Here is an 18,320-nt window from a genome sequence, read left to right as displayed (position 1 = left end):
GATCATGTCCGAGTCGAAGGCCGAGGCGGCGGTCGGGGCGGTTGTCCTGCTCGCCGCGGCGGGGTTCCTGTTTTATGGCGGGCAGGCCACCGGCTTTGACATCGGGGCCCGCGCGCCGACCTACGACCTGACCGCCAGCTTCCGCTCGGTCGAGGGCATCTCCGTCGGCACCGACGTGCGCCTCGGCGGCGTGAAGGTCGGCACAGTGACGGATCTGGAGCTGAACCCCCAGACGTTCCGCGCCGACGCCACCTTTACCGTCGACGACGCGCTGGCACTGCCCGAGGATACGGCGGTCATCGTCGCCTCCGAGGGGCTGCTCGGCGGCAATTACCTCGAACTGTTGCCCGGCGGATCGCCGTTCAACATCGAACCGGGCGCCGAGATCGAGGACACGCAGAGCTCGGTCAGCCTGTTGAATCTTCTGTTGCGCTATGTCGGCGGTGGAGGTGATGAATGATGCGGCCCCTGCTTCTTGCGCTGGCGTTCGCCGCAGGGCCTGCCCCCGCGCAGTTCGTCGACGAGAACACCACGCAGGAGAACGTGCGCGCGGCCCAGGGCGCCACGCTGCGCGGTCTCGACAAGCTGTCGGGCGAGGCGCAGGACATCCAGCTCGGCACCGGCGAGACGCGTTCGTTCGGTAGCGTGCAGATCACTTTGGGCGAGTGCCGCTATCCGGCCGACAACCCGGCAGGCAATGCCTATGCCTATCTCGTGATCCGCGACGCGGGCGTCGAGGAACCGGCGTTCAAAGGGTGGATGGTCGCTTCGAGCCCCGCGCTGAACGCGCTGGAGCATTCGCGCTACGACGTCTGGGTACTGCGCTGCAACACCTGATCGGCCGTCGGCAGGCCGGGCCCAAGTGTCTGGAAGTCCGCCCTGCCGGTCAGCGCTGAGGCAAGCTGCGCGCGGTAGGTCTCGCGCGGGATCTCGATGGCGCCCAGCGTCTCGAGGTGGGGCGTGATGAACTGCGTGTCGAACAGCTGAAAGCCCCCCGCGCGCAACCGGTGTACCAGGAAGGCCAGTGCGATCTTCGAGGCGTCGGTGCGGCGCGAGAACATGGATTCGCCGAAGAACGCCGCTCCGATGGCCACGCCATAAACGCCGCCGATCAGATGCTGCCCCTCCCACAACTCGACCGAATGGGCGTGGCCGCGGGCGTTCAGGGCGGCGTAGATGTCGAAGATCGTGTCGTTGATCCAGGTCTCGTCGCGATCCGCGCAGCCCGAGACGACGCCGGCAAAGTCCCGGTCGGCCGTTGCGACATAGCTCATGCGCCGGATGCGCCGGCGCAAAGAGCGGGACAGGTGGAACCCGTCGAGCGGCAACACGCCGCGCCGGTGCGGGTCCACCCAGAAAATCTCGGGGTCGTCCCGTGCCTCGGCCATAGGAAAGATGCCGGCCGCATAGGCCTGCAGCACGAGTTCCGGCGTGAGGTCCGAACGTTCGGTCACCGCATCTGCGCCCTAGCCGAGGTTGCGCTCCAGCCAGTGCTCCAGCCAATGGATGTTGTAGTTGCCCGTCAGGATGTCCGGCTCTTCCAGCAGGGCGTGGAACAGCGGCACCGTGGTTTCGACGCCGTCGATGATCAGCTCGCCCAGGGCGCGGTGAAGCCGCGCCAGCGCCTCCTGCCGGTCGCCGCCATAGACAATGAGCTTGCCGATCAAGCTGTCGTAATAGGGCGGGATTCGGTAGCCGTCGTAGATCGCGCTGTCCATCCGCACGCCGAGACCGCCAGGCGCGTGGTACTGCGTGATGCGACCCGGAGAGGGCTGGAAGTTCGGCAGCTTCTCGGCGTTCAGGCGCACCTCGATCGCGTGTCCGAGCGGCGTGAGATCCTCCTGCACGAACGACATCGGCTCGCCGGCGGCGACGCGGATCTGCTCGCGCACGAGGTCGACGCCGTAGACCGCCTCGGTCACCGGGTGTTCGACCTGCAGTCGGGTGTTCATCTCGATGAAGTAGAATTCGCCGTTCTCGTACAGGAACTCGATCGTGCCGGCCCCGGCATAGCCGATGGCGGCCACGGCGTCGGCGCAGGTCTTGCCGATGCGCGCCCGCGTCTCGGCGTCGATGGCCGGGCCTGGCGCCTCTTCCAGCACCTTCTGGTGGCGCCGCTGCAGCGAACAATCCCGCTCGCCCAGGTGGACGGCGTTGCCCTTGCCGTCGCCGAACACCTGCACCTCGATATGGCGCGGGGTGCCGAGATACTTCTCGATATAGACCTCGTCGTTGCCGAAGGCGGCCTTCGCCTCGGCGCGGGCGGTGCGGAACGCGCTTTCAAGGTCGCCGGCGGTCCGGGCCAGCTTCATGCCGCGGCCACCCCCGCCGGCGGTGGCCTTGACGATGACCGGATAACCGACGTCTGCGGCGATGCCGCGCGCGGTCTCGAAATCGACGACGCCCCCCTCGGAGCCGGGCACGCACGGCACACCCAGCTTCTTCATCGTCTCCTTCGCGGTGATCTTGTCACCCATGATGCGGATATGCTCCGCCGAGGGGCCGATGAAGGTCAGTTCGTGGTCCTCGACGATCTGCACGAAGCTCGCGTTCTCGCTGAGGAAGCCGTAGCCGGGATGGATCGCCTGCGCGCCGGTGATCTCGCAGGCCGAGATCAGGGCGGGCATCGACAGGTAGCTTTCCGAAGAGGAGGGAGGCCCGATGCAGACGCTTTCGTCGGCCATGCGGACATGCATCGCGTCGGCATCGGCCGTCGAATGGACCGCGACGCTCGAGATGCCCATCTCGCGGCAGGCGCGGACCACACGAAGGGCGATCTCGCCGCGATTGGCGATCAGGATCTTGTCGAACATGGCGCCCTCACTCGACGATCATCAGGGGCGCGCCGAACTCCACCGGCGCACCGTCTTCGACCAGGATGCGCTTGACCGTGCCCGAGGCAGGGGCGGGAATGTGGTTCATCGTCTTCATGGCCTCGACGATCATCAGGGTCTGGCCCTCGCTCACCGGGTCGCCGACCTTGACGAAGGCCGCGGTGCCGGGTTCCGGCGACAGGTAGGCGGTGCCGACCATGGGCGAGGTGACCGCGCCGGGGAGGTTCGCCGGATCTTCGTTCGCCGCAGGGGCCGCGGTGGCGGCCGGCTGTGCGGCAGGGGCCGGAGCGGCGGGGGCCGGCGCCGGTGCAGGCGCGGCGACGGCCGCAGGCTTTTCACGACTGACCTTCACATCGAGGCTGTCGTCCTCGCCGTACTCGCGCTTGACCCTCAGTTCGGTCAGGTCGTTTTCGTGCAGCAGTTCGGCAAGCGCCCGGATGAAGGCGACATCGGCGGCGTGAGGTTCGTCGGTCATGAAATGGTGGTGCCCTTCTCGTGACGCCCCGGATGGGCGGTTCTGTGGGGGGATTCCTAGGTCTTGGGCGTTATACGTCAGCCTCTCCGGGGTGAAAAGCGCGAAGCAACCGGTCAATCGTGCCTGATTTTGATGCGCAACGCATCAATCGACGAGAGGATCCGTCACCGCAGAAATTTTACCAGTTGATAAAAATACGGGCTCTGTCAGTCTCGAAAAAAGACAACAGGGAGCGTGTAGCATGACGCAAAGCGAACTGACGCCGGGCATCGTGTCCGGCCGGCTTCCGGAGGACAGGCTCGAGAGCAACTTCTCGGACCTGCACCCGGCTTACGACGAACACGAAGCGGCCGTCGCCGCCGACCGCTGCTATTTCTGCTATGACGCGCCGTGCGTCACGGCCTGTCCGACGGAAATCGATATCCCGCTCTTCATCCGCCAGATTTCGACCGGGATGGACGAGGCGGCCGCCAAGACCATCTTCGAGCAGAACATTTTGGGCGGCATGTGCGCGCGGGTCTGCCCGACCGAGAACCTTTGCGAACAGGCCTGCGTCCGCGAGGCGGCCGAGGGCAAGCCGGTCGAGATCGGGCGCCTGCAGCGCCACGCCACCGACTCGCTCATGGAACGGAACGTGCATCCCTTCACGCGTGGGGCGCCCACGGGCAAGCGTATCGCGGTCGTGGGGGCCGGGCCGGCCGGCCTGGCCTGCGCGCACCGTCTGGCCATGAAGGGCCACGATGTCGTGCTGTTCGATTCGCGGTCCAAGGCGGGCGGCCTGAACGAGTTCGGCATCGCGAGCTACAAGACCCCCAACGACTTCGCCCAGGCCGAGGTCGACTGGCTGCTCCAGATCGGCGGGATCGAGGTCGAACTGGGCAAGCGCCTCGGCGAAGGCCTTTCGATCGAGGACCTGACTGACCAGTACGACGCGGTGTTCCTCGGGATCGGGCTGGCCGGGGTGAATGCCCTTCGCGCACCCGGAGAGGACAAGGAAGAGGTCCGCGATGCGGTGAATTTCATCGCCGAACTGCGCCAGACCTCGGATCTCTCGATGCTACCCATCGGCCGTCACGTCGTCGTGGTCGGCGGCGGGATGACCGCGGTGGACGCCGCGGTGCAGTCCAAGTTGCTGGGCGCCGAAGAGGTGACGATGGTCTACCGCCGGGGGCGTGACCGGATGGCGGCCTCTGTTTTCGAACAGGATCTCGCCGCTTCCAAGGGTGTGCGCATCATCACCCATGCCCAGCCCGTCGCGGTGCACGGCAACGGGTCGGTCCGTGAGGTGGAGTTCGAGTATACCAAGGACGGCCCGAATGGGCTCGAGCCCACGGGCGAGACGTTCCGCCTGGCCGCCGACCAGCTGTTCAAGGCCATCGGCCAGCGGCTCGAAGGGGCACCCGCGGGCATGATGCTGAGCGACGGCAAGATCACGGTCACCGGGGCCGGGCGCACGTCAGTCGAAAAGGTCTGGGCCGGGGGTGACTGCGCCGCAGGAGGCGACGACCTGACCGTCACTGCCGTGGCCGAGGGGCGCGACGCCGCCGAGGACATCCACGCCCAGCTGATGGGCTGACCGCGCCGTGTCCGGCCCGGGGCCGGGCCGGTGCCCCGCGACAGAGACAGCCGACGTCAGCGCCCGATGACCGCCCTGAGTAAGGAAAGCAGCGTTCGGGCCGGCTGACGGCAACAGGAAAAGGAGGCCGAAATGGCCGATCTGACGACCGAATTCGTGGGCATCAAGAGCCCCAACCCGTTCTGGCTCGCCTCGGCGCCGCCGACCGACAAGGAATACAACGTCCGCCGGGCCTTCGATGCCGGCTGGGGCGGCGTCGTGTGGAAGACGCTGGGCCTCGACCCGCACGTCGTGAACGTGAACGGGCCGCGCTATGGCGTTCTGCATGGCGGCGATCGCCGGGTGATGGGCATCAACAACATCGAGCTGATCACCGACCGCCCGCTCGAGACGAACCTGCGCGAGATCAAGGCGGTCAAGCGCGATTACCCGGACCGGGCGATGATCGTGTCGCTCATGGTCCCGTGCGAAGAATGGGCCTGGAAGGAGATTCTGCCCAAGGTCGAAGAGACCGGCGCCGACGGGATCGAGCTGAACTTCGGCTGCCCCCACGGCATGAGCGAGCGGGGCATGGGCTCGGCCGTCGGGCAGGTCCCGGAATACATCGAGATGGTGACCCGCTGGTGCAAGCAGAACACCCGGATGCCGGTCATCGTGAAGCTGACGCCGAACATCGCCGACATTCGCAAGCCCGCCCGTGCGGCCCATGCCGGCGGCGCGGACGCGGTTTCGCTGATCAACACCATCAACTCGATCACCTCTGTCGACCTCGACCAGATGGCGCCCGAGCCGACGATCGACGGCAAGGGCACGCACGGCGGCTATTGCGGCCCCGCGGTCAAGCCGATCGCCCTGAACATGGTGTCCGAGATCGCTCGCGATCCGGAGACCGCCCACCTGCCGATCAGCGGTATCGGCGGTGTCAGCACGTGGCGCGACGTCGCCGAATTCCTGGCGCTCGGCGCGGGAACCGTGCAGGTCTGTACCGCGGCGATGACCTATGGGTTCAAGATCGTCGAGGAAATGGCCGCCGGCCTGTCGGAATGGATGGATGCCAAGGGCTACGCCTCGATCGACGAGGTCACCGGCCGGGCCATTCCGAACGTGACCGACTGGCAGTACCTCAACCTCAACTACGTCACGAAGGCGCGGATCGACCAGGATGCCTGCATCAAGTGCGGTCGCTGCTATGCCGCCTGCGAGGACACGTCCCACCAGGCGATCGCGATGAAGCCGGGCCGCGTCTTCGAGGTGATCGACGAGGAATGCGTGGCCTGCAACCTGTGCGTCAATGTTTGCCCCGTCGAGGATTGCATCACGATGGAAGAGCTGCCGACGGGCCAGACCGATCCGCGGACGGGCAAGGTCGTTGCCGGCGAATACGCGAACTGGACGAGCCATCCGAACAATCCCGCCGCCAAGGCCGCGGAATAACGTTCAGCGGCGGCGGTCGAGCTGGGCCTCGGCCGCCGCGGCATCCGGTGTGAGATGCGAGTAAGGCGCAGGAGCAAAGCCCCCCCTGCGCGGTCGCCGCCGCACCGGTCTCTCGCTCCGTTGCCGGTGATCGCGACCGCGTCTCCGCGTCAGGCGCCTCGAAGCGCCGGGCCTGCAACCGCTGCAGCGGCGTCTCGTCAAATGCGGGTGGCGGTCCGGTGGGCCGGTCGGGGTCCGGCGGCGGCAGGAGCGGCGATACTCTTTCCGGTCGCAGTCCGCTCTTCGGCGCCGCGACGACGCGATCGACCGGAGCGGTCGTGGGAGGCGTGCGGTCGGGAACGACGCCGGCTGGTGGGCGCTCAGTCAGGGTGGGCCGGGTGTCGGTGGCGACCGGTCCGATCGCCCCGCCCGTGATCATGGACAGCATGACGGATACTCTTTGCGGCGATGTCCTTGCCCCATCATCGCCGCCGTTTCTTTACGAAACCTCAACCGCGGGCCGGGTCGAGCGCGTTCCGGTAGAACGTCTCGAGAAACGCACGCGCGTCCTCGAAATGCCGTTCGTCTTCTTCCGAAAGGATTCCGCGCACTTGCACGTCGAAGTCCGCGTAGTGCTGCGTCGTCGCCCAGATCGAAAAGATCAGGTGCCGCGGTTCCATCCGGGCCAGCCGGCCCGCGTCCTGCCAGCGTCGGATCAGGATGCTCTTCTCTTCCACGAGCTCGCGCAATTCGCCCTCGATCAGCGGCATGATGCGCGGGGCGCCCTGCACGATCTCGTTGGCGAACAGGCGGCTTTCGCGCGGAAATTGCCGCGACATCTCGAGCTTGCGGATCACGTACCCGATGAGCTCCTCCACCGGCTCGCCAGAGGGATGGATCAGGCGAAGCGGATCGAGCCAGGTGGACATCAGCCCGCTCAGAAGCTCGACATGGATCGCCTCCTTGGAGGGAAAGTAATACAGCAGGTTCGGCTTCGAGAGACCGGCCGCGCGGGCGATCTGTTCAAGCGTGGCGCCGCGGAATCCGTTCGCCGAAAAGACATCGAGCGCCGCTTCCAGGATGCGCGAGACATTCTTTTTCTGGATGCGGGTGGTGCGGGGCGGTAGCGTATCCATGGGACTCGGCTCCTCCGGTGCCCGGTTATTCATCACGCCGCCGCGAAGGACGCCGACAAATGGGCATATCTTGGCCCCGTACGAAGCGTCGGCCGAAATTCTTGACTGCCTATTGCTCTCTGCTAGCGTGATCCTGACCAATTGGTCAAGAATATCACTGACGGGGCCGCGCCGGGCGCAGGACCTGCAACAACAGGGATGGGGGCTGGATGGCAGCGCCGGGTGAGAACCTCAAGATCGACGGATCGCGGCTTTGGGAGTCGCTGATGGAAATGGCCGAAATCGGCCCGGGCGTGGCGGGCGGCAACAACCGCCAGACGCTGACGGATGCCGATGCGGAGGGCCGCGCGCTGTTCCAGTCGTGGTGCGAGGCCGCGGGCATGACCATGGGGCTCGACACGATGGGCAACATGTTCGCGCGGCGCGAGGGCACCGATCCCGACGCGCTTCCGGTCTACGTGGGCAGCCACCTCGACACCCAGCCGACCGGCGGGAAGTATGATGGCGTCCTGGGCGTGCTGGGCGGGCTCGAGATCGTGCGCTCGCTCAACGACCTCGGCATCAAGACGAAACACCCCATCGTCGTCACCAACTGGACCAACGAAGAGGGCACGCGCTTTGCCCCGGCGATGCTGTCGTCGGGTGTCTTCGCCGGAATGCACGCGCAGGATTGGGCGGAATCAAGAGAGGACGCCAAGGGCCTGAAATTCGGAGAGGAACTGGACCGCATCGGCTGGCGCGGGGACGAGCCCGTGGGCGAGCGCAAGATGCATGCCTTCTTCGAGCTGCATATCGAGCAGGGCCCGATCCTGGAGGTCGAGGAAAAGGACGTGGGCGTCGTCACCCACGGACAGGGCCTGAGCTGGACGCAGGTCACGGTGACCGGCAAGGAAAGCCACACCGGCTCGACCCCGATGCCGATGCGCAAGAACGCCGGGCTTGGCATGGCGCGTATCCTGGAGCTCGTGGAAGAGATCGCCTGGTCGCACAAGCCCGACGCGGTGGGCGCCGCCGGTCATATCGACATCTACCCGAACTCGCGCAACGTGATCCCCGGCAAGGCCGTGTTCACGGTCGACTTTCGCTCGCCGGACCTTTCGGTCATCAAGGACATGGAAGAGCGTCTGGACGCGGGGGCTAAAAAGATATGCGATGACATGGGCTTGCAGATCGAACTTGAGAAGGTCGGCGGGTTCGACCCGGTGGAGTTCGACGCCCAGTGCGTGACCGCCGTGCGCAACGCGGCCGAACGGCTCGGCTATTCCCATCGCGACATCGTCTCCGGCGCCGGGCACGACGCCTGCTGGATCAACCGCGTCGCGCCGACGGCGATGGTGATGTGCCCCTGCGTCGACGGCCTGAGCCATAACGAAGCCGAGGAAATCAGCCCCGAATGGGCGGCGGCAGGGGCGAACGTCCTGTTTCATGCCGTGGTCGAGACAGCGGAAATCGTGGAGTAAGAATGACGTCCAAGTTACTGATTGCAGCGCCTCTTCTAGCCCTGGCGACGGGGTGCGCCCTGAGTGAGCGCGACGAGGACGGGCGCCTGCGCGACATCTCTCCGCGCGCGATGGCTGCGCTGCCCGATGGCGTCGATCCGGCGCTACTGATCCGCGACGAGAATGGCTGCTACGGCGTCATGATCGAACAGAGCGATCCGCCTGTGGGCTTCCGCCTGAACGACGCCTCCGGCGCGCAAATCTGCGATACCTGAAAGGACAGAAGATGAGCACGGTCATCAAGAACGGCACCATCGTCACCGCGGACCTCACCTATGAGGCGGATGTCCTTGTCGAGGATGGAAAAATTGCCCAGATCGGAAGCGGTCTGAAGGGCGACGATACGCTCGACGCGACGGGATGCTACGTCATGCCCGGCGGGATCGATCCGCACACCCACATGGAGATGCCCTTCATGGGCACGTTCTCCACCGACGATTTCGAAAGCGGCACCCGCGCGGCGCTGGCCGGGGGGACGACGATGTGCGTCGACTTCGCGCTGCCACAGCCCGGCCAGGGGCTGCTGGACGCGATCCAGCAATGGGACAACAAGTCGGCGCAGGCCCATTGCGACTACTCCTTCCACATGGCGATCACGTGGTGGTCCGAGCAGGTCTTCAACGAGATGGAGACCGTGGTGAAGGAGAAGGGGATCAATACCTTCAAGCACTTCATGGCCTACAAGGGCGCGTTGATGGTGAACGACGACGAGATGTTCGCGTCGTTCAAGCGGTGTTCCGAGCTGGGGGCGATGCCGCTGGTCCATGCTGAGAACGGGGACGTTGTCGCCGACCTGCAGGCCAAGTTCATGGCCGAAGGCAACAACGGCCCCGAAGCGCATGCCTATTCCCGGCCGCCGGAGGTTGAGGGTGAGGCAACGAACCGCGCGATCATGATCGCCGACATGGCCGGCGTGCCGCTCTATGTCGTGCACACCTCCTGCGAAGAGAGCCACGAGGCGATCCGCCGGGCTCGGATGCAAGGAAAACGCGTTTACGGTGAACCACTTATCCAGCACCTTACACTCGATGACAGCGAATATTTCAGCGACGACTGGGACCACTCGGCCCGGCGCGTGATGTCGCCGCCGTTCCGCAACAAGAAGCACCAGGACAGTCTCTGGGCGGGGCTGCAATCGGGCTCTCTCTCGGTCGTGGCGACCGACCACTGCGCCTTCTCGACCGAGCAGAAGCGGATGGGGGTCGGCGACTTCACCAAGATCCCGAACGGGACCGGCGGGCTGGAGGATCGCATCCCGATGCTCTGGACCTATGGCGTTGGGACCGGGCGGCTGACGCCGAACGAGTTCGTTGCAGTCACCTCGACCAATATCGCCAAGATCCTCAACATCTACCCGTGCAAGGGCGCGATCATGGTGGGGGCGGATGCCGACATCCTGGTGCTGGACCCTGCGAAGGAAAAGACGATCTCGGCCAAGACGCAGGAATCCGCCATTGATTACAACGTCTTCGAGGGCAAGCATGTGAAGGGCCTGCCGCGCTACGTGCTCAATCGCGGACGCCTGGCGGTCGACGATGGCAAGGTGATACCGAAAGAGGGCTATGGCAGCTTCATCAAGCGGCCGGCGAACGGTCCGGTGAACCGCGCGCTCAGCACCTGGAAAGAGCTGACGGCGCCCCGCAAGGTCGAGCGGTCCGGCATCCCCGCGAGCGGTGTCTGATGGCCGTGGCAGAGGCTACCACCCAGGTGAAGGACGCAGGCCAAGGCACTGTCGTCTCTGCCAGAAACGTCGACCTGACCTTCGAGACATCCGACGGGGCCGTGCAGGCCCTGAGGGATGTGAGCCTCGAGATCGGGAAGGGCGAGTTCGTCAGCTTCATCGGGCCCTCGGGTTGCGGCAAGACCACCTTCCTGAGGGTGGTCGCCGCGCTGGAGACGCCCACGGGCGGGGACATCTCGGTCAACGGCATGACACCGGAAGAGGCAAGGAAGGCAAGGGCTTACGGCTATGTCTTCCAGGCGGCGGGGCTGTATCCGTGGCGCACCATCGGCAAGAACGTGAAGCTGCCGCTGGAGATCATGGGATACGACCGCGCCGAGCAGGATCGCCGCATGAGAGAGGTCCTGCAACTTGTTGATCTTGAAGGATTCGACAAGAAGTATCCTTGGCAGCTTTCGGGCGGGATGCAGCAGCGGGCGTCGATTGCCCGCGCGCTGGCCTTCGACGCCGACCTGCTGCTGATGGACGAACCCTTCGGGGCGCTCGACGAGATCGTCCGCGACCACCTGAACGAGCAGCTTCTAAGCCTTTGGGCTCGCACGAAAAAGACGTGCCTGTTCGTGACTCACTCGATCCCCGAGGCGGTCTATCTGTCGACCAAGATCGTCGTCATGTCGCCGCGGCCGGGGCGGATCACCGACATCATCGACAGTCCGCTGCCGGCGGAGCGGCCGCTGGATATCCGGGATTCGGCCGCGTTCATCGAGGTGGCCCACCGGGTGCGCGAGGGGCTGCGGGCGGGGCATGGCGATGCCTGATCGGACGATGCACAGAGCGTGCACCGGGCGTGCACAAACCGTGCACCATCGGTACATACACCGGGGGCATCCATGAGCGCGCCGATCGCCGCACCGGGCGCGGGCGCCGGACGATCGGGACGCGTCGGCCTGTGGCTGCGCGGCCGGGGTGCGGCGGCGGGACCGGTGCTGGCCGTGGTGCTGGCGATCTTCGCGCTGTGGTACGTGGGCACGGTCGCGCTGAACGCGCAATGGACCCTCGACCAGGCTGCGCGGGCGGACCGCGAGGTGGGCTTTGCCGAGCTGGTCGCCGACACGATGGCGCAGGACCGGCCGATGCTGCCGGCGCCGCACCAGGTGGCGGTCGAGCTTTACGACACGGTCATCGCCCAGGAGATCACGTCGCGCCGGAGCCTCGTCTACCACGCCTGGGTCACGCTGAGCGCGACGCTCGCGGGGTTCGGCTTCGGCACGGTGCTGGGCATCCTGCTGGCGGTGGGGATCGTCCACAACCGCGCGATGGACATGAGCGTGATGCCCTGGGCCATCGCCAGCCAGACGATCCCGATCCTGGCGATCGCGCCGATGATCATCGTCGTGCTGAACTCGATCGGGATACAGGGGATCGTGCCGAAGGCGATCATCTCGGCCTACCTGTCGTTCTTCCCGGTCGTGGTCGGCATGGTGTCGGGCCTGCGCAGTCCGGGCGCGATGCAGATGGACCTGCTCAGGACCTATTCGGCGAGCCGGGGGCAGGTGTTCTGGAAGCTGCGGCTGCCGGCGTCGATCCCGTATCTCTTCGCCTCGCTCAAGGTGGGCATCGCCGCGAGCCTCGTCGGCGCCATCGTGGGCGAGCTGCCCACGGGAGCGGTGCAGGGGCTTGGCGCGCGGCTGCTGTCGGGCAGCTATTACGGGCAGACGGTGCAGATCTGGTCGGCGCTGTTGATGGCCGCGGTCTGCGCGGCGCTGCTGGTGGGTGCCATCGGCGCGGTGCAGCGCGCGGTGCTGCGGCGCATGGGGATGGACCGGTGAGCGGTCGGGCCGCCGCCGAGGGGGGCTGTCCGCCCCCCGCGCCCTGCGGGCGCCCCCCCGAGGATATTTCCGGACAGAAGAAGGAGGGGCCGTCCTGGCGCTGAACGAATTGAAACACGGGCCCGCGGCGGGGCTGCTGCGCGGTGGCGCGGGCCCTCTCTGGATCGGGGCCGCGCTGGTCTGCGCCGCGCTCGTGGACCTGCGGCTGGTGCCGGTGGTCGCCGTCTGGGCGGGCGCCTGGTGGGTGAACACGTGGCTTGCGGCGCAACGGCGGACGCGGGTGACGACGCTGGCGGTGCCGCTGTTGTTCGGGCTGACGTTGCTGGTCCTGTGGGAGATGGTGGTGCGGCTGTTCGGGGTGCCGGCGGTGATCCTGCCGCCGCCCTCGGCCATCGGCGCGCGGATCGGGGCGGAGGTGCCGACGCTGTGGGAGGATTTCGTGCAGACCTTCCTGCGGGGGGCGCTGACGGGATATGTCCTGGGCTGCGGCGCGGCTTTGCTGACGGCGGTGGCGATCGATCGTTCGCCGTTTTTGCAGCGGGGGCTGCTGCCGGTGGGCAATTTCATCGCCGCGTTGCCGATCGTCGGGACCGCGCCGATCCTGGTGATGTGGTTCGGCTTCGACTGGGAATCGAAGGCGGCGGTCGTGGTGGTGATGGTGTTCTTCCCGATGCTGGTGAACACCGTCGCGGGGCTGGCCGCCACCGATGCGATGCAGCGCGACCTGATGAAGACCTATGCCGCGGGCTACTGGCCGACGCTTCTGAAGCTGCGGCTGCCGGCAGCGATGCCGTTCGTCTTCAACGGGCTGAAGATCTGCACCACGCTGGCGCTGATCGGCGCGATCGTGGCCGAGTTCTTCGGCTCGCCGACGCGGGGGATGGGGTTCCGCATCTCGACCGAGGTGGGGCGCCTGAGCCTGGACATGGTCTGGGCCGAGATCACCGTGGCGGCGCTGGCCGGGTCGGCCTTTTACGGGGCCGTGGCGCTGGCCGAACGCCGGGTGACCTTCTGGCATCCGTCGCAACGATAACAACGACAATAGCCAAACAACCAACTGGGAGTATAGCGAGATGAAAAGACTGACGGGAGCCGCGATCGCGGTTGCGCTGGTGCCGGGGGCGATGGCCTCGGCGCAGGATCTCGACGAGCTGACGCTGCAGCTGAAATGGGTCACGCAGGCCCAGTTCGCGGGCTATTACGTCGCCAAGGACGAGGGGTTCTACGAAGAGGCCGGGCTGGACGTGACGATCCGTCCCGGCGGGCCGGACATCGCGCCGACGCAGGTGCTGGCCGGTGGCGGCGCTGATGTCGTCGTGGAATGGATGCCGGCGGCGCTGGCGGCGCGCGAGCGCGGGCTGCCGCTGGTCAATATCGCCCAGCCCTTCGCGGAATCGGGCATGATGCTGACCTGCCTGGAAGAGACCGGCGTGGAGAGCCCCGACGACTTTCCCGGCCGCACGCTGGGCGTCTGGTTCTTCGGCAACGAGTATCCGTTCCTGTCGTGGATGTCGCAGCTGGAGATTCCCACCGACGGTGGCGAGGAGGGCGTCGAGGTCCTGAAACAGGGTTTCAACGTCGATCCGCTGCTGCAGGGGCAGGCGGATTGCATCTCGACCATGACATACAACGAGTACTGGCAGATCATCGATGCCGGCATCAGCGAGGACCAGCTGGTGACGTTCAAGTACGAGGACCGCGGCGTGGCGACGCTGGAGGACGGGCTGTACGTCACCGAGGAGACGCTGGCCGAAGACGGCATGAAAGACGCGCTGGCGCGATTCGTCGCCGCCTCGATGCGCGGCTGGGACTGGGCGGAGGAGAACCCGGACGCGGCGGCGGAGATCGTGCTGGAGAACGACGCGACCGGGGCGCAGACCGAGAAGCACCAGAAGCGGATGATGCGCGAGATCGCCAAGCTGACCGAGGGGTCGGACGGCTCGCTCGACCCAGAGGCGTTCCAGCGCACCGTCGACACGCTGCTGGCCGGCGGGTCGGACCCGGTGATCACAGAGGATCCGGGCGACGCGGCCTGGACGCACGAGATCACCGACATGGCGCTGGAATAGCGGCACCGGGGGGACTCGGTGAGCGGATTTGCGCGGCCCCTTGGGGCCGCGTTTTTCGTTTGGAGGCGGCCCCGAGGGGCCACGTGCCTCCGGCGGGGATATTTTTGGGGACCAAAGAGTGGGGGAGCGCGTCGTTGCGGGTGGTGAAGTGGAGGGCGTAAGGGCCGTTGGCGTCGTGGCAGGTTCAGGGTGGCCGGAGACGTCCGGGGGGTCGTCGGGTCCACCAGACGGGGCCGTGCCTCCGGCGAGGATATTGGGGGGACCGAAGACGGGCTAGAGGGCGTCGTCGCGGGTGGCGGGGTCGAGGGCGTGCCACCAGTCGGCATAGTGGCAGGTCCAGGGCGCGCGGCCGGAGACGTCCGGGGCGCCGTCGGTCCACCAGACGGGGCCGCGTTCGCCGAGGCGGCGTTTCGCGGTGTCGACGGCGTCGCGGGCGGCGCGTTCTTCCTGCTCGGTGGTGGCCTGGCCCACGGCGCGGCGGGCCTGCATCAGCGCCTTGACCGCGGCGCGGCGCTCGGCCTCGGGGAGGCGCGGGTCGGTGCGTCGCCAGAGGCGGCCCCTGGCGACGAAGTAGCGGCCATCCGGGGTGACGGGGTAATTCTTGCGGGGCATGGACGCGAAAAGGCCCGCCCCGAGGGGCGGGCCTATCCCTGTGCGCGTGCGGGCGCGCTTAGTTGGAGTCGGAGTCTTCCTCGGTTTCCATGTCGCCCGAGCCCGAGTCCGAACCACCGTCCGAGCTCATCTCGCCCGAGCCGGAGCCGCTGTCCGAGCTCATCTCGCCCGAGCCGGACCCGTTGCCCGAGCCATCACCCGACGCGCTGGCCTGGCCTTCCGCCGCGGCGCTGAGCGCGACGTCGTCCTCGACCATCGTCAGGTTGTCCTCGTTGTACTGCGGCAGGTTCTCGAGCTCTTCCTGGGTGTAGCCCTCGACCACGAACTGCTCTTCCTCGGCGGAATAGTTCATGCGGGTCATCTCGAGCGAGACGTTGTGCTCGCCCAGGCCGAGGAAACCACCGATGCCGACCAGTGCCATGAGCTCGTTGTTCTGCATCGCGAAGCCGTCGATCTCGCCGACATCCTCGCCCGAGGTGGTCACGACGTCGGTTCCCGTCAGGTCACCGATCGTCATGTCGGCGATGTCGGAGAACTGGTCCTCCATCATCGCGGCGAGGTCGCCGGCGGCTTCGCCGGTCTCCTGTGCGGCCTCTTCGGCGGCGTTCTCGGTCGCGTCTGCCGCATCGCCCGCGGTGTCGGCGGCCTCTTCGCCGGCCTCTTCGGCCATCTCGCCGGTTTCCTCGGCGGCGTTCTCGGTCGCCTGAGCCGCGTCCTCGGCGGTCTCCTGGGCTTCCTCACCGGCCTGTTCAGCGGCGTTCTCGGTGGCTTCGGCGGCCTCCTGAGTCTCTTCCGCCGCGTTCTCGGCGGCGTTCTCGGCTGCCTGGCCCGCGTTCTCGGCGGCGTTTTCCATGTTCTCGCCGGCCTGCTCCATGTTGGAGGAGCTGCCGCCGTCATCCTGCGCAAAGCCGTGCATCGGCATCAGGGCAATGGTGGCCGTCGCCGTGGCCGCGAGGAATTTTTTCGGATCGAACATTTTAGCCTCCTTGGCTATCCTTCCCGTTACATGCCCACAAAGCGGGCAGCGCCGTCCGGTTCCGCTCAGTGCAAGGCAGGTTGCGAAAAATGCCGTGGCGGGGCCGGTCTCTGCTCATCGCAAGGCGTGTGACGGCGGAAACGTGCCGGCGGACGGCGCGCGTTGCGATCGGGTGGAACCGGCGGCGGCGACGCGAAAAGGGCCGCCCCCGCCGGGAGCGGCCCTTGATCGCCGGGAAAGGAACGATGCGTCACTCCTCGCCGCGGTTGCGGCGGTTCTCGATCAGGTCGTCGACGACCTCGGGTTCCGCGAGGGTCGAGGTGTCGCCGAGGCTGTCGTAGTCGTTCTCGGCGATCTTGCGCAGGATGCGGCGCATGATCTTGCCCGAGCGCGTCTTGGGCAGGCCGGGGGCCCACTGGATCAGGTCGGGCTTGGCGATCGGGCCGATCTCCTTGCGCACCCAGGTCTCGAGCTCCTTGCGGAGATCCTCGGAGGGCTCGGTGCCGCGCATCAGGGTGACATAGGCGTAGATGCCCTGGCCCTTGACCGGGTGGGGATAGCCCACGACCGCGGCCTCGGAGACCGCCTCGTGCGCGACGAGGGCGCTTTCGACCTCGGCGGTGCCCATTCGGTGACCCGAGACGTTGATCACGTCGTCGACGCGCCCGGTGATCCAGTAGTAGCCGTCCTTGTCGCGGCGGCAGCCGTCACCGGAGAAGTAGTAGCCCTTGTACTGCTGGAAGTAGGTGTCCATGAAGCGCTGGTGGTCGCCGTAGACCGTGCGCATCTGGCCCGGCCAGCTGTCGGCGAGGCACAGCACGCCCTCGCACTCGGTCTCTTCGATCACCTTGCCGCTTTCGGGTTCCAGCACGACCGGCTTGACGCCGAAGAAGGGCAGGGTGGCCGAGCCCGGCTTGGTCGGGATCGCGCCCGGCAGCGGGGTCAGCAGATGGCCGCCCGTCTCGGTCTGCCACCAGGTGTCGACGATGGGGCAGTTCTCCTTGCCGACGACCTCGTTGTACCAGGTCCAGGCCTCGGGGTTGATCGGCTCGCCCACGGTGCCGAGGACCTTGAGCGACGACAGGTCGTATTTCTCGACATGCTCGTTGCCCTTGCCCATCAGCGCGCGGATCGCGGTGGGGGCGGTGTAGAACTGGTTCACCTTGTGGTCCTGGCAGACCTGCCAGCAGCGGCCGGCGTCGGGCCAGGTGGGCACGCCCTCGAACATCAGCGTCGTCGCGCCGTTGGCGAGGGGGCCGTAGACGATGTAGCTGTGGCCGGTAACCCAGCCCACGTCCGCGGTGCACCAGAAGACGTCGCCGTCGTGGTAGTCGAACGTGTACTGGTGGGTGATCGAGGTGAACACCAGATAGCCGCCGGTGGTGTGAACCACGCCCTTGGGCTTGCCGGTGGAGCCGGAGGTGTAGAGCACGAACAGCGGATCCTCGGCGTTCATCTCTTCGGGCTCGCACTGGTCCGAGACCTTCTCTTCCATCTCGTGCAGCCAGTAGTCGTTCTCGTGCCATGCGACCTGCTGGCCTGTGCGCCGGACCACCAGCGTCTTGACGTCGTCGTCGCAGTGCAGGAGCGCCTTGTTCACGTTGTCCTTGAGGTTCGTCGTGCGGCCGCCGCGCGGCGCCCCGTCGGAGGTGATGACGACCTTGGCCTCGCAGCCATTGACCCGCGCGGCCAGGGCGTCGGGCGAGAAGCCGGCGAACACCACCGAGTGAATCGCGCCGATCCGGGCGCAGGCGAGCATGGCGTAGGCGGCCTGCGGGATCATCGGGAGATACAGCACGACACGGTCGCCGCGCTTGACGCCCATCTCCTTGAGGACGTTGGCCATCTTGCCGACATGGGCGTGCAGCTGCTTGTAGGTGATGTGCTGCGCCTCGTCGGCGGGATCGTCCGGTTCCCAGATGATCGCGGTCTGGTCGCCGCGGTCTGCGAGGTGACGGTCGACGCAGTTGACCGAGGCGTTCAGCGTGCCGTCCTCGAACCATTTGATCGAGACGTCGCCGTGATCGAAGTTGACGTTCCGGACCTTGCTGAACGGCTTGATCCAGTCGATGCGCTTGGCGTGCTCCGCCCAGAAGCCATCGGGATCCTCGATCGACTGGGCATACATCCGGTCGTATGTTTCCTTGTCCGCGTGGGCCTGCGCGGTGAAGGCCTCGGTCGGCGGGTAGGTCTTGTTACTTTCGTCCAACATGGTCTCCT

General features: G+C 66.7%; 18 protein-coding genes. 11 read left to right on the top strand and 7 right to left on the bottom strand.

The window, feature by feature from the left end:
• Positions 1–4: 4 nt before the first annotated feature.
• Positions 5–460, top strand: coding sequence for an outer membrane lipid asymmetry maintenance protein MlaD (gene mlaD / locus BMZ25_RS02605; RefSeq protein WP_092687896.1), 456 nt, complete (start codon positions 5–7; stop codon positions 458–460).
• Positions 457–837, top strand: a complete 381-nt coding sequence (locus tag BMZ25_RS02600; protein WP_092687893.1) for a DUF2155 domain-containing protein — start codon at positions 457–459, stop codon at positions 835–837. Before mlaD ends, BMZ25_RS02600 begins: the two co-directional genes overlap by 4 nt.
• Here BMZ25_RS02600 and aat read toward each other — a convergent pair.
• From aat to accB, 3 genes are read right to left on the bottom strand one after another with little or no spacing between them, the layout of a single operon-like run.
• Positions 804–1,454, bottom strand: coding sequence for a leucyl/phenylalanyl-tRNA--protein transferase (gene aat, locus BMZ25_RS02595; RefSeq protein ID WP_092687890.1), 651 nt, complete (start codon positions 1,452–1,454; stop codon positions 804–806). The two genes, BMZ25_RS02600 and aat, sit on opposite strands and share 34 nt — an antisense overlap.
• Positions 1,455–1,466: 12 nt before the next feature.
• Entirely contained in the window at positions 1,467–2,813 is a 1,347-nt protein-coding gene (gene accC / locus BMZ25_RS02590) for an acetyl-CoA carboxylase biotin carboxylase subunit (RefSeq protein WP_092687887.1), read from the bottom strand.
• A 7-nt stretch (positions 2,814–2,820) separates the two neighbouring features.
• Entirely contained in the window at positions 2,821–3,309 is a 489-nt protein-coding gene (accB, locus tag BMZ25_RS02585) for an acetyl-CoA carboxylase biotin carboxyl carrier protein (protein ID WP_092687884.1), read from the bottom strand.
• A gap of 241 nt (positions 3,310–3,550) precedes the next feature.
• On the opposite strand from accB, the gene BMZ25_RS02580 reads away from it, so the two are divergent.
• Together BMZ25_RS02580 and preA are read left to right on the top strand one after the other, a co-directional pair.
• Entirely contained in the window at positions 3,551–4,885 is a 1,335-nt protein-coding gene (locus BMZ25_RS02580; protein ID WP_092687882.1) for an NAD(P)-dependent oxidoreductase, read from the top strand.
• Between the two features lie 132 nt (positions 4,886–5,017).
• On the top strand, positions 5,018–6,319 hold the full coding sequence (gene preA, locus BMZ25_RS02575; protein WP_092687879.1) for an NAD-dependent dihydropyrimidine dehydrogenase subunit PreA: 1,302 nt from the start codon (positions 5,018–5,020) through the stop codon (positions 6,317–6,319).
• A gap of 488 nt (positions 6,320–6,807) precedes the next feature.
• Here the strand turns inward: preA and BMZ25_RS02570 are convergent, their stop codons facing one another.
• Entirely contained in the window at positions 6,808–7,434 is a 627-nt protein-coding gene (locus BMZ25_RS02570) for a TetR family transcriptional regulator C-terminal domain-containing protein (protein WP_092687876.1), read from the bottom strand.
• A 209-nt stretch (positions 7,435–7,643) separates the two neighbouring features.
• Between BMZ25_RS02570 and BMZ25_RS02565 the strand changes: the two genes are divergently transcribed.
• The 7 genes from BMZ25_RS02565 to BMZ25_RS02535 all read left to right on the top strand — a co-directional run bounded on the left by BMZ25_RS02565 (position 7,644) and on the right by BMZ25_RS02535 (position 14,512).
• Entirely contained in the window at positions 7,644–8,894 is a 1,251-nt protein-coding gene (locus tag BMZ25_RS02565) for a Zn-dependent hydrolase (RefSeq protein WP_092687873.1), read from the top strand.
• A gap of 2 nt (positions 8,895–8,896) precedes the next feature.
• The gene (locus BMZ25_RS02560; RefSeq protein ID WP_092687870.1) at positions 8,897–9,148 is read left to right on the top strand and encodes a hypothetical protein; all 252 of its coding nucleotides are present in this window, start codon (positions 8,897–8,899) and stop codon (positions 9,146–9,148) included.
• An 11-nt stretch (positions 9,149–9,159) separates the two neighbouring features.
• The gene (gene hydA, locus BMZ25_RS02555; protein WP_092687867.1) at positions 9,160–10,614 is read left to right on the top strand and encodes a dihydropyrimidinase; all 1,455 of its coding nucleotides are present in this window, start codon (positions 9,160–9,162) and stop codon (positions 10,612–10,614) included.
• The gene (locus tag BMZ25_RS02550) at positions 10,614–11,432 is read left to right on the top strand and encodes an ABC transporter ATP-binding protein (protein ID WP_092687864.1); all 819 of its coding nucleotides are present in this window, start codon (positions 10,614–10,616) and stop codon (positions 11,430–11,432) included. Before hydA ends, BMZ25_RS02550 begins: the two co-directional genes overlap by 1 nt.
• A gap of 72 nt (positions 11,433–11,504) precedes the next feature.
• A complete protein-coding gene (locus BMZ25_RS02545; RefSeq protein WP_092687861.1) occupies positions 11,505–12,443 on the top strand; it encodes an ABC transporter permease in 939 nt (312 codons plus the stop codon).
• Positions 12,444–12,657: 214 nt separating this feature from the next.
• Positions 12,658–13,476, top strand: coding sequence for an ABC transporter permease (locus BMZ25_RS02540; protein WP_408033421.1), 819 nt, complete (start codon positions 12,658–12,660; stop codon positions 13,474–13,476).
• Positions 13,477–13,516: 40 nt separating this feature from the next.
• Positions 13,517–14,512 (top strand): ABC transporter substrate-binding protein, encoded by a 996-nt coding sequence (locus BMZ25_RS02535; RefSeq protein ID WP_092687858.1) that lies wholly within the window; start codon positions 13,517–13,519, stop codon positions 14,510–14,512.
• Positions 14,513–14,785: 273 nt separating this feature from the next.
• Here BMZ25_RS02535 and BMZ25_RS02530 read toward each other — a convergent pair whose 3' ends face one another.
• From BMZ25_RS02530 to acs, 3 genes are all read right to left on the bottom strand, one after another.
• Positions 14,786–15,124, bottom strand: a complete 339-nt coding sequence (locus tag BMZ25_RS02530; RefSeq protein WP_092687855.1) for a hypothetical protein — start codon at positions 15,122–15,124, stop codon at positions 14,786–14,788.
• Between the two features lie 58 nt (positions 15,125–15,182).
• Entirely contained in the window at positions 15,183–16,100 is a 918-nt protein-coding gene (locus BMZ25_RS02525) for a PRC-barrel domain-containing protein (protein WP_092687853.1), read from the bottom strand.
• 250 nt (positions 16,101–16,350) lie between these two features.
• Positions 16,351–18,312 (bottom strand): acetate--CoA ligase, encoded by a 1,962-nt coding sequence (acs, locus tag BMZ25_RS02520; RefSeq protein WP_092687850.1) that lies wholly within the window; start codon positions 18,310–18,312, stop codon positions 16,351–16,353.
• Positions 18,313–18,320 lie beyond the last annotated feature (8 nt).

The sequence above is a fragment of the Tranquillimonas rosea genome (assembly GCF_900111315.1).
Classification (GTDB): domain Bacteria; phylum Pseudomonadota; class Alphaproteobacteria; order Rhodobacterales; family Rhodobacteraceae; genus Tranquillimonas; species Tranquillimonas rosea.
This window is presented reverse-complemented; position numbering and strand designations above follow the sequence as displayed.

What these genes read in the sequence shown, in the direction of transcription:
- BMZ25_RS02535 (WP_092687858.1), top strand. Translation starts at nt 13,517, where the DNA reads ATGAAAAGACTGACGGGAGCCGCGATCGCGGTTGCGCTGGTGCCGGGG.
- BMZ25_RS02550 (WP_092687864.1), top strand. Translation starts at nt 10,614, where the DNA reads ATGGCCGTGGCAGAGGCTACCACCCAGGTGAAGGACGCAGGCCAAGGC.
- BMZ25_RS02570 (WP_092687876.1), bottom strand. Translation starts at nt 7,434, where the DNA reads ATGGATACGCTACCGCCCCGCACCACCCGCATCCAGAAAAAGAATGTC.
- BMZ25_RS02580 (WP_092687882.1), top strand. Translation starts at nt 3,551, where the DNA reads ATGACGCAAAGCGAACTGACGCCGGGCATCGTGTCCGGCCGGCTTCCG.
- BMZ25_RS02565 (WP_092687873.1), top strand. Translation starts at nt 7,644, where the DNA reads ATGGCAGCGCCGGGTGAGAACCTCAAGATCGACGGATCGCGGCTTTGG.
- acs (WP_092687850.1), bottom strand. Translation starts at nt 18,312, where the DNA reads ATGTTGGACGAAAGTAACAAGACCTACCCGCCGACCGAGGCCTTCACC.
- BMZ25_RS02545 (WP_092687861.1), top strand. Translation starts at nt 11,505, where the DNA reads ATGAGCGCGCCGATCGCCGCACCGGGCGCGGGCGCCGGACGATCGGGA.
- preA (WP_092687879.1), top strand. Translation starts at nt 5,018, where the DNA reads ATGGCCGATCTGACGACCGAATTCGTGGGCATCAAGAGCCCCAACCCG.
- accB (WP_092687884.1), bottom strand. Translation starts at nt 3,309, where the DNA reads ATGACCGACGAACCTCACGCCGCCGATGTCGCCTTCATCCGGGCGCTT.
- accC (WP_092687887.1), bottom strand. Translation starts at nt 2,813, where the DNA reads ATGTTCGACAAGATCCTGATCGCCAATCGCGGCGAGATCGCCCTTCGT.
- BMZ25_RS02525 (WP_092687853.1), bottom strand. Translation starts at nt 16,100, where the DNA reads ATGTTCGATCCGAAAAAATTCCTCGCGGCCACGGCGACGGCCACCATT.
- BMZ25_RS02530 (WP_092687855.1), bottom strand. Translation starts at nt 15,124, where the DNA reads ATGCCCCGCAAGAATTACCCCGTCACCCCGGATGGCCGCTACTTCGTC.
- BMZ25_RS02560 (WP_092687870.1), top strand. Translation starts at nt 8,897, where the DNA reads ATGACGTCCAAGTTACTGATTGCAGCGCCTCTTCTAGCCCTGGCGACG.
- BMZ25_RS02600 (WP_092687893.1), top strand. Translation starts at nt 457, where the DNA reads ATGATGCGGCCCCTGCTTCTTGCGCTGGCGTTCGCCGCAGGGCCTGCC.
- mlaD (WP_092687896.1), top strand. Translation starts at nt 5, where the DNA reads ATGTCCGAGTCGAAGGCCGAGGCGGCGGTCGGGGCGGTTGTCCTGCTC.
- hydA (WP_092687867.1), top strand. Translation starts at nt 9,160, where the DNA reads ATGAGCACGGTCATCAAGAACGGCACCATCGTCACCGCGGACCTCACC.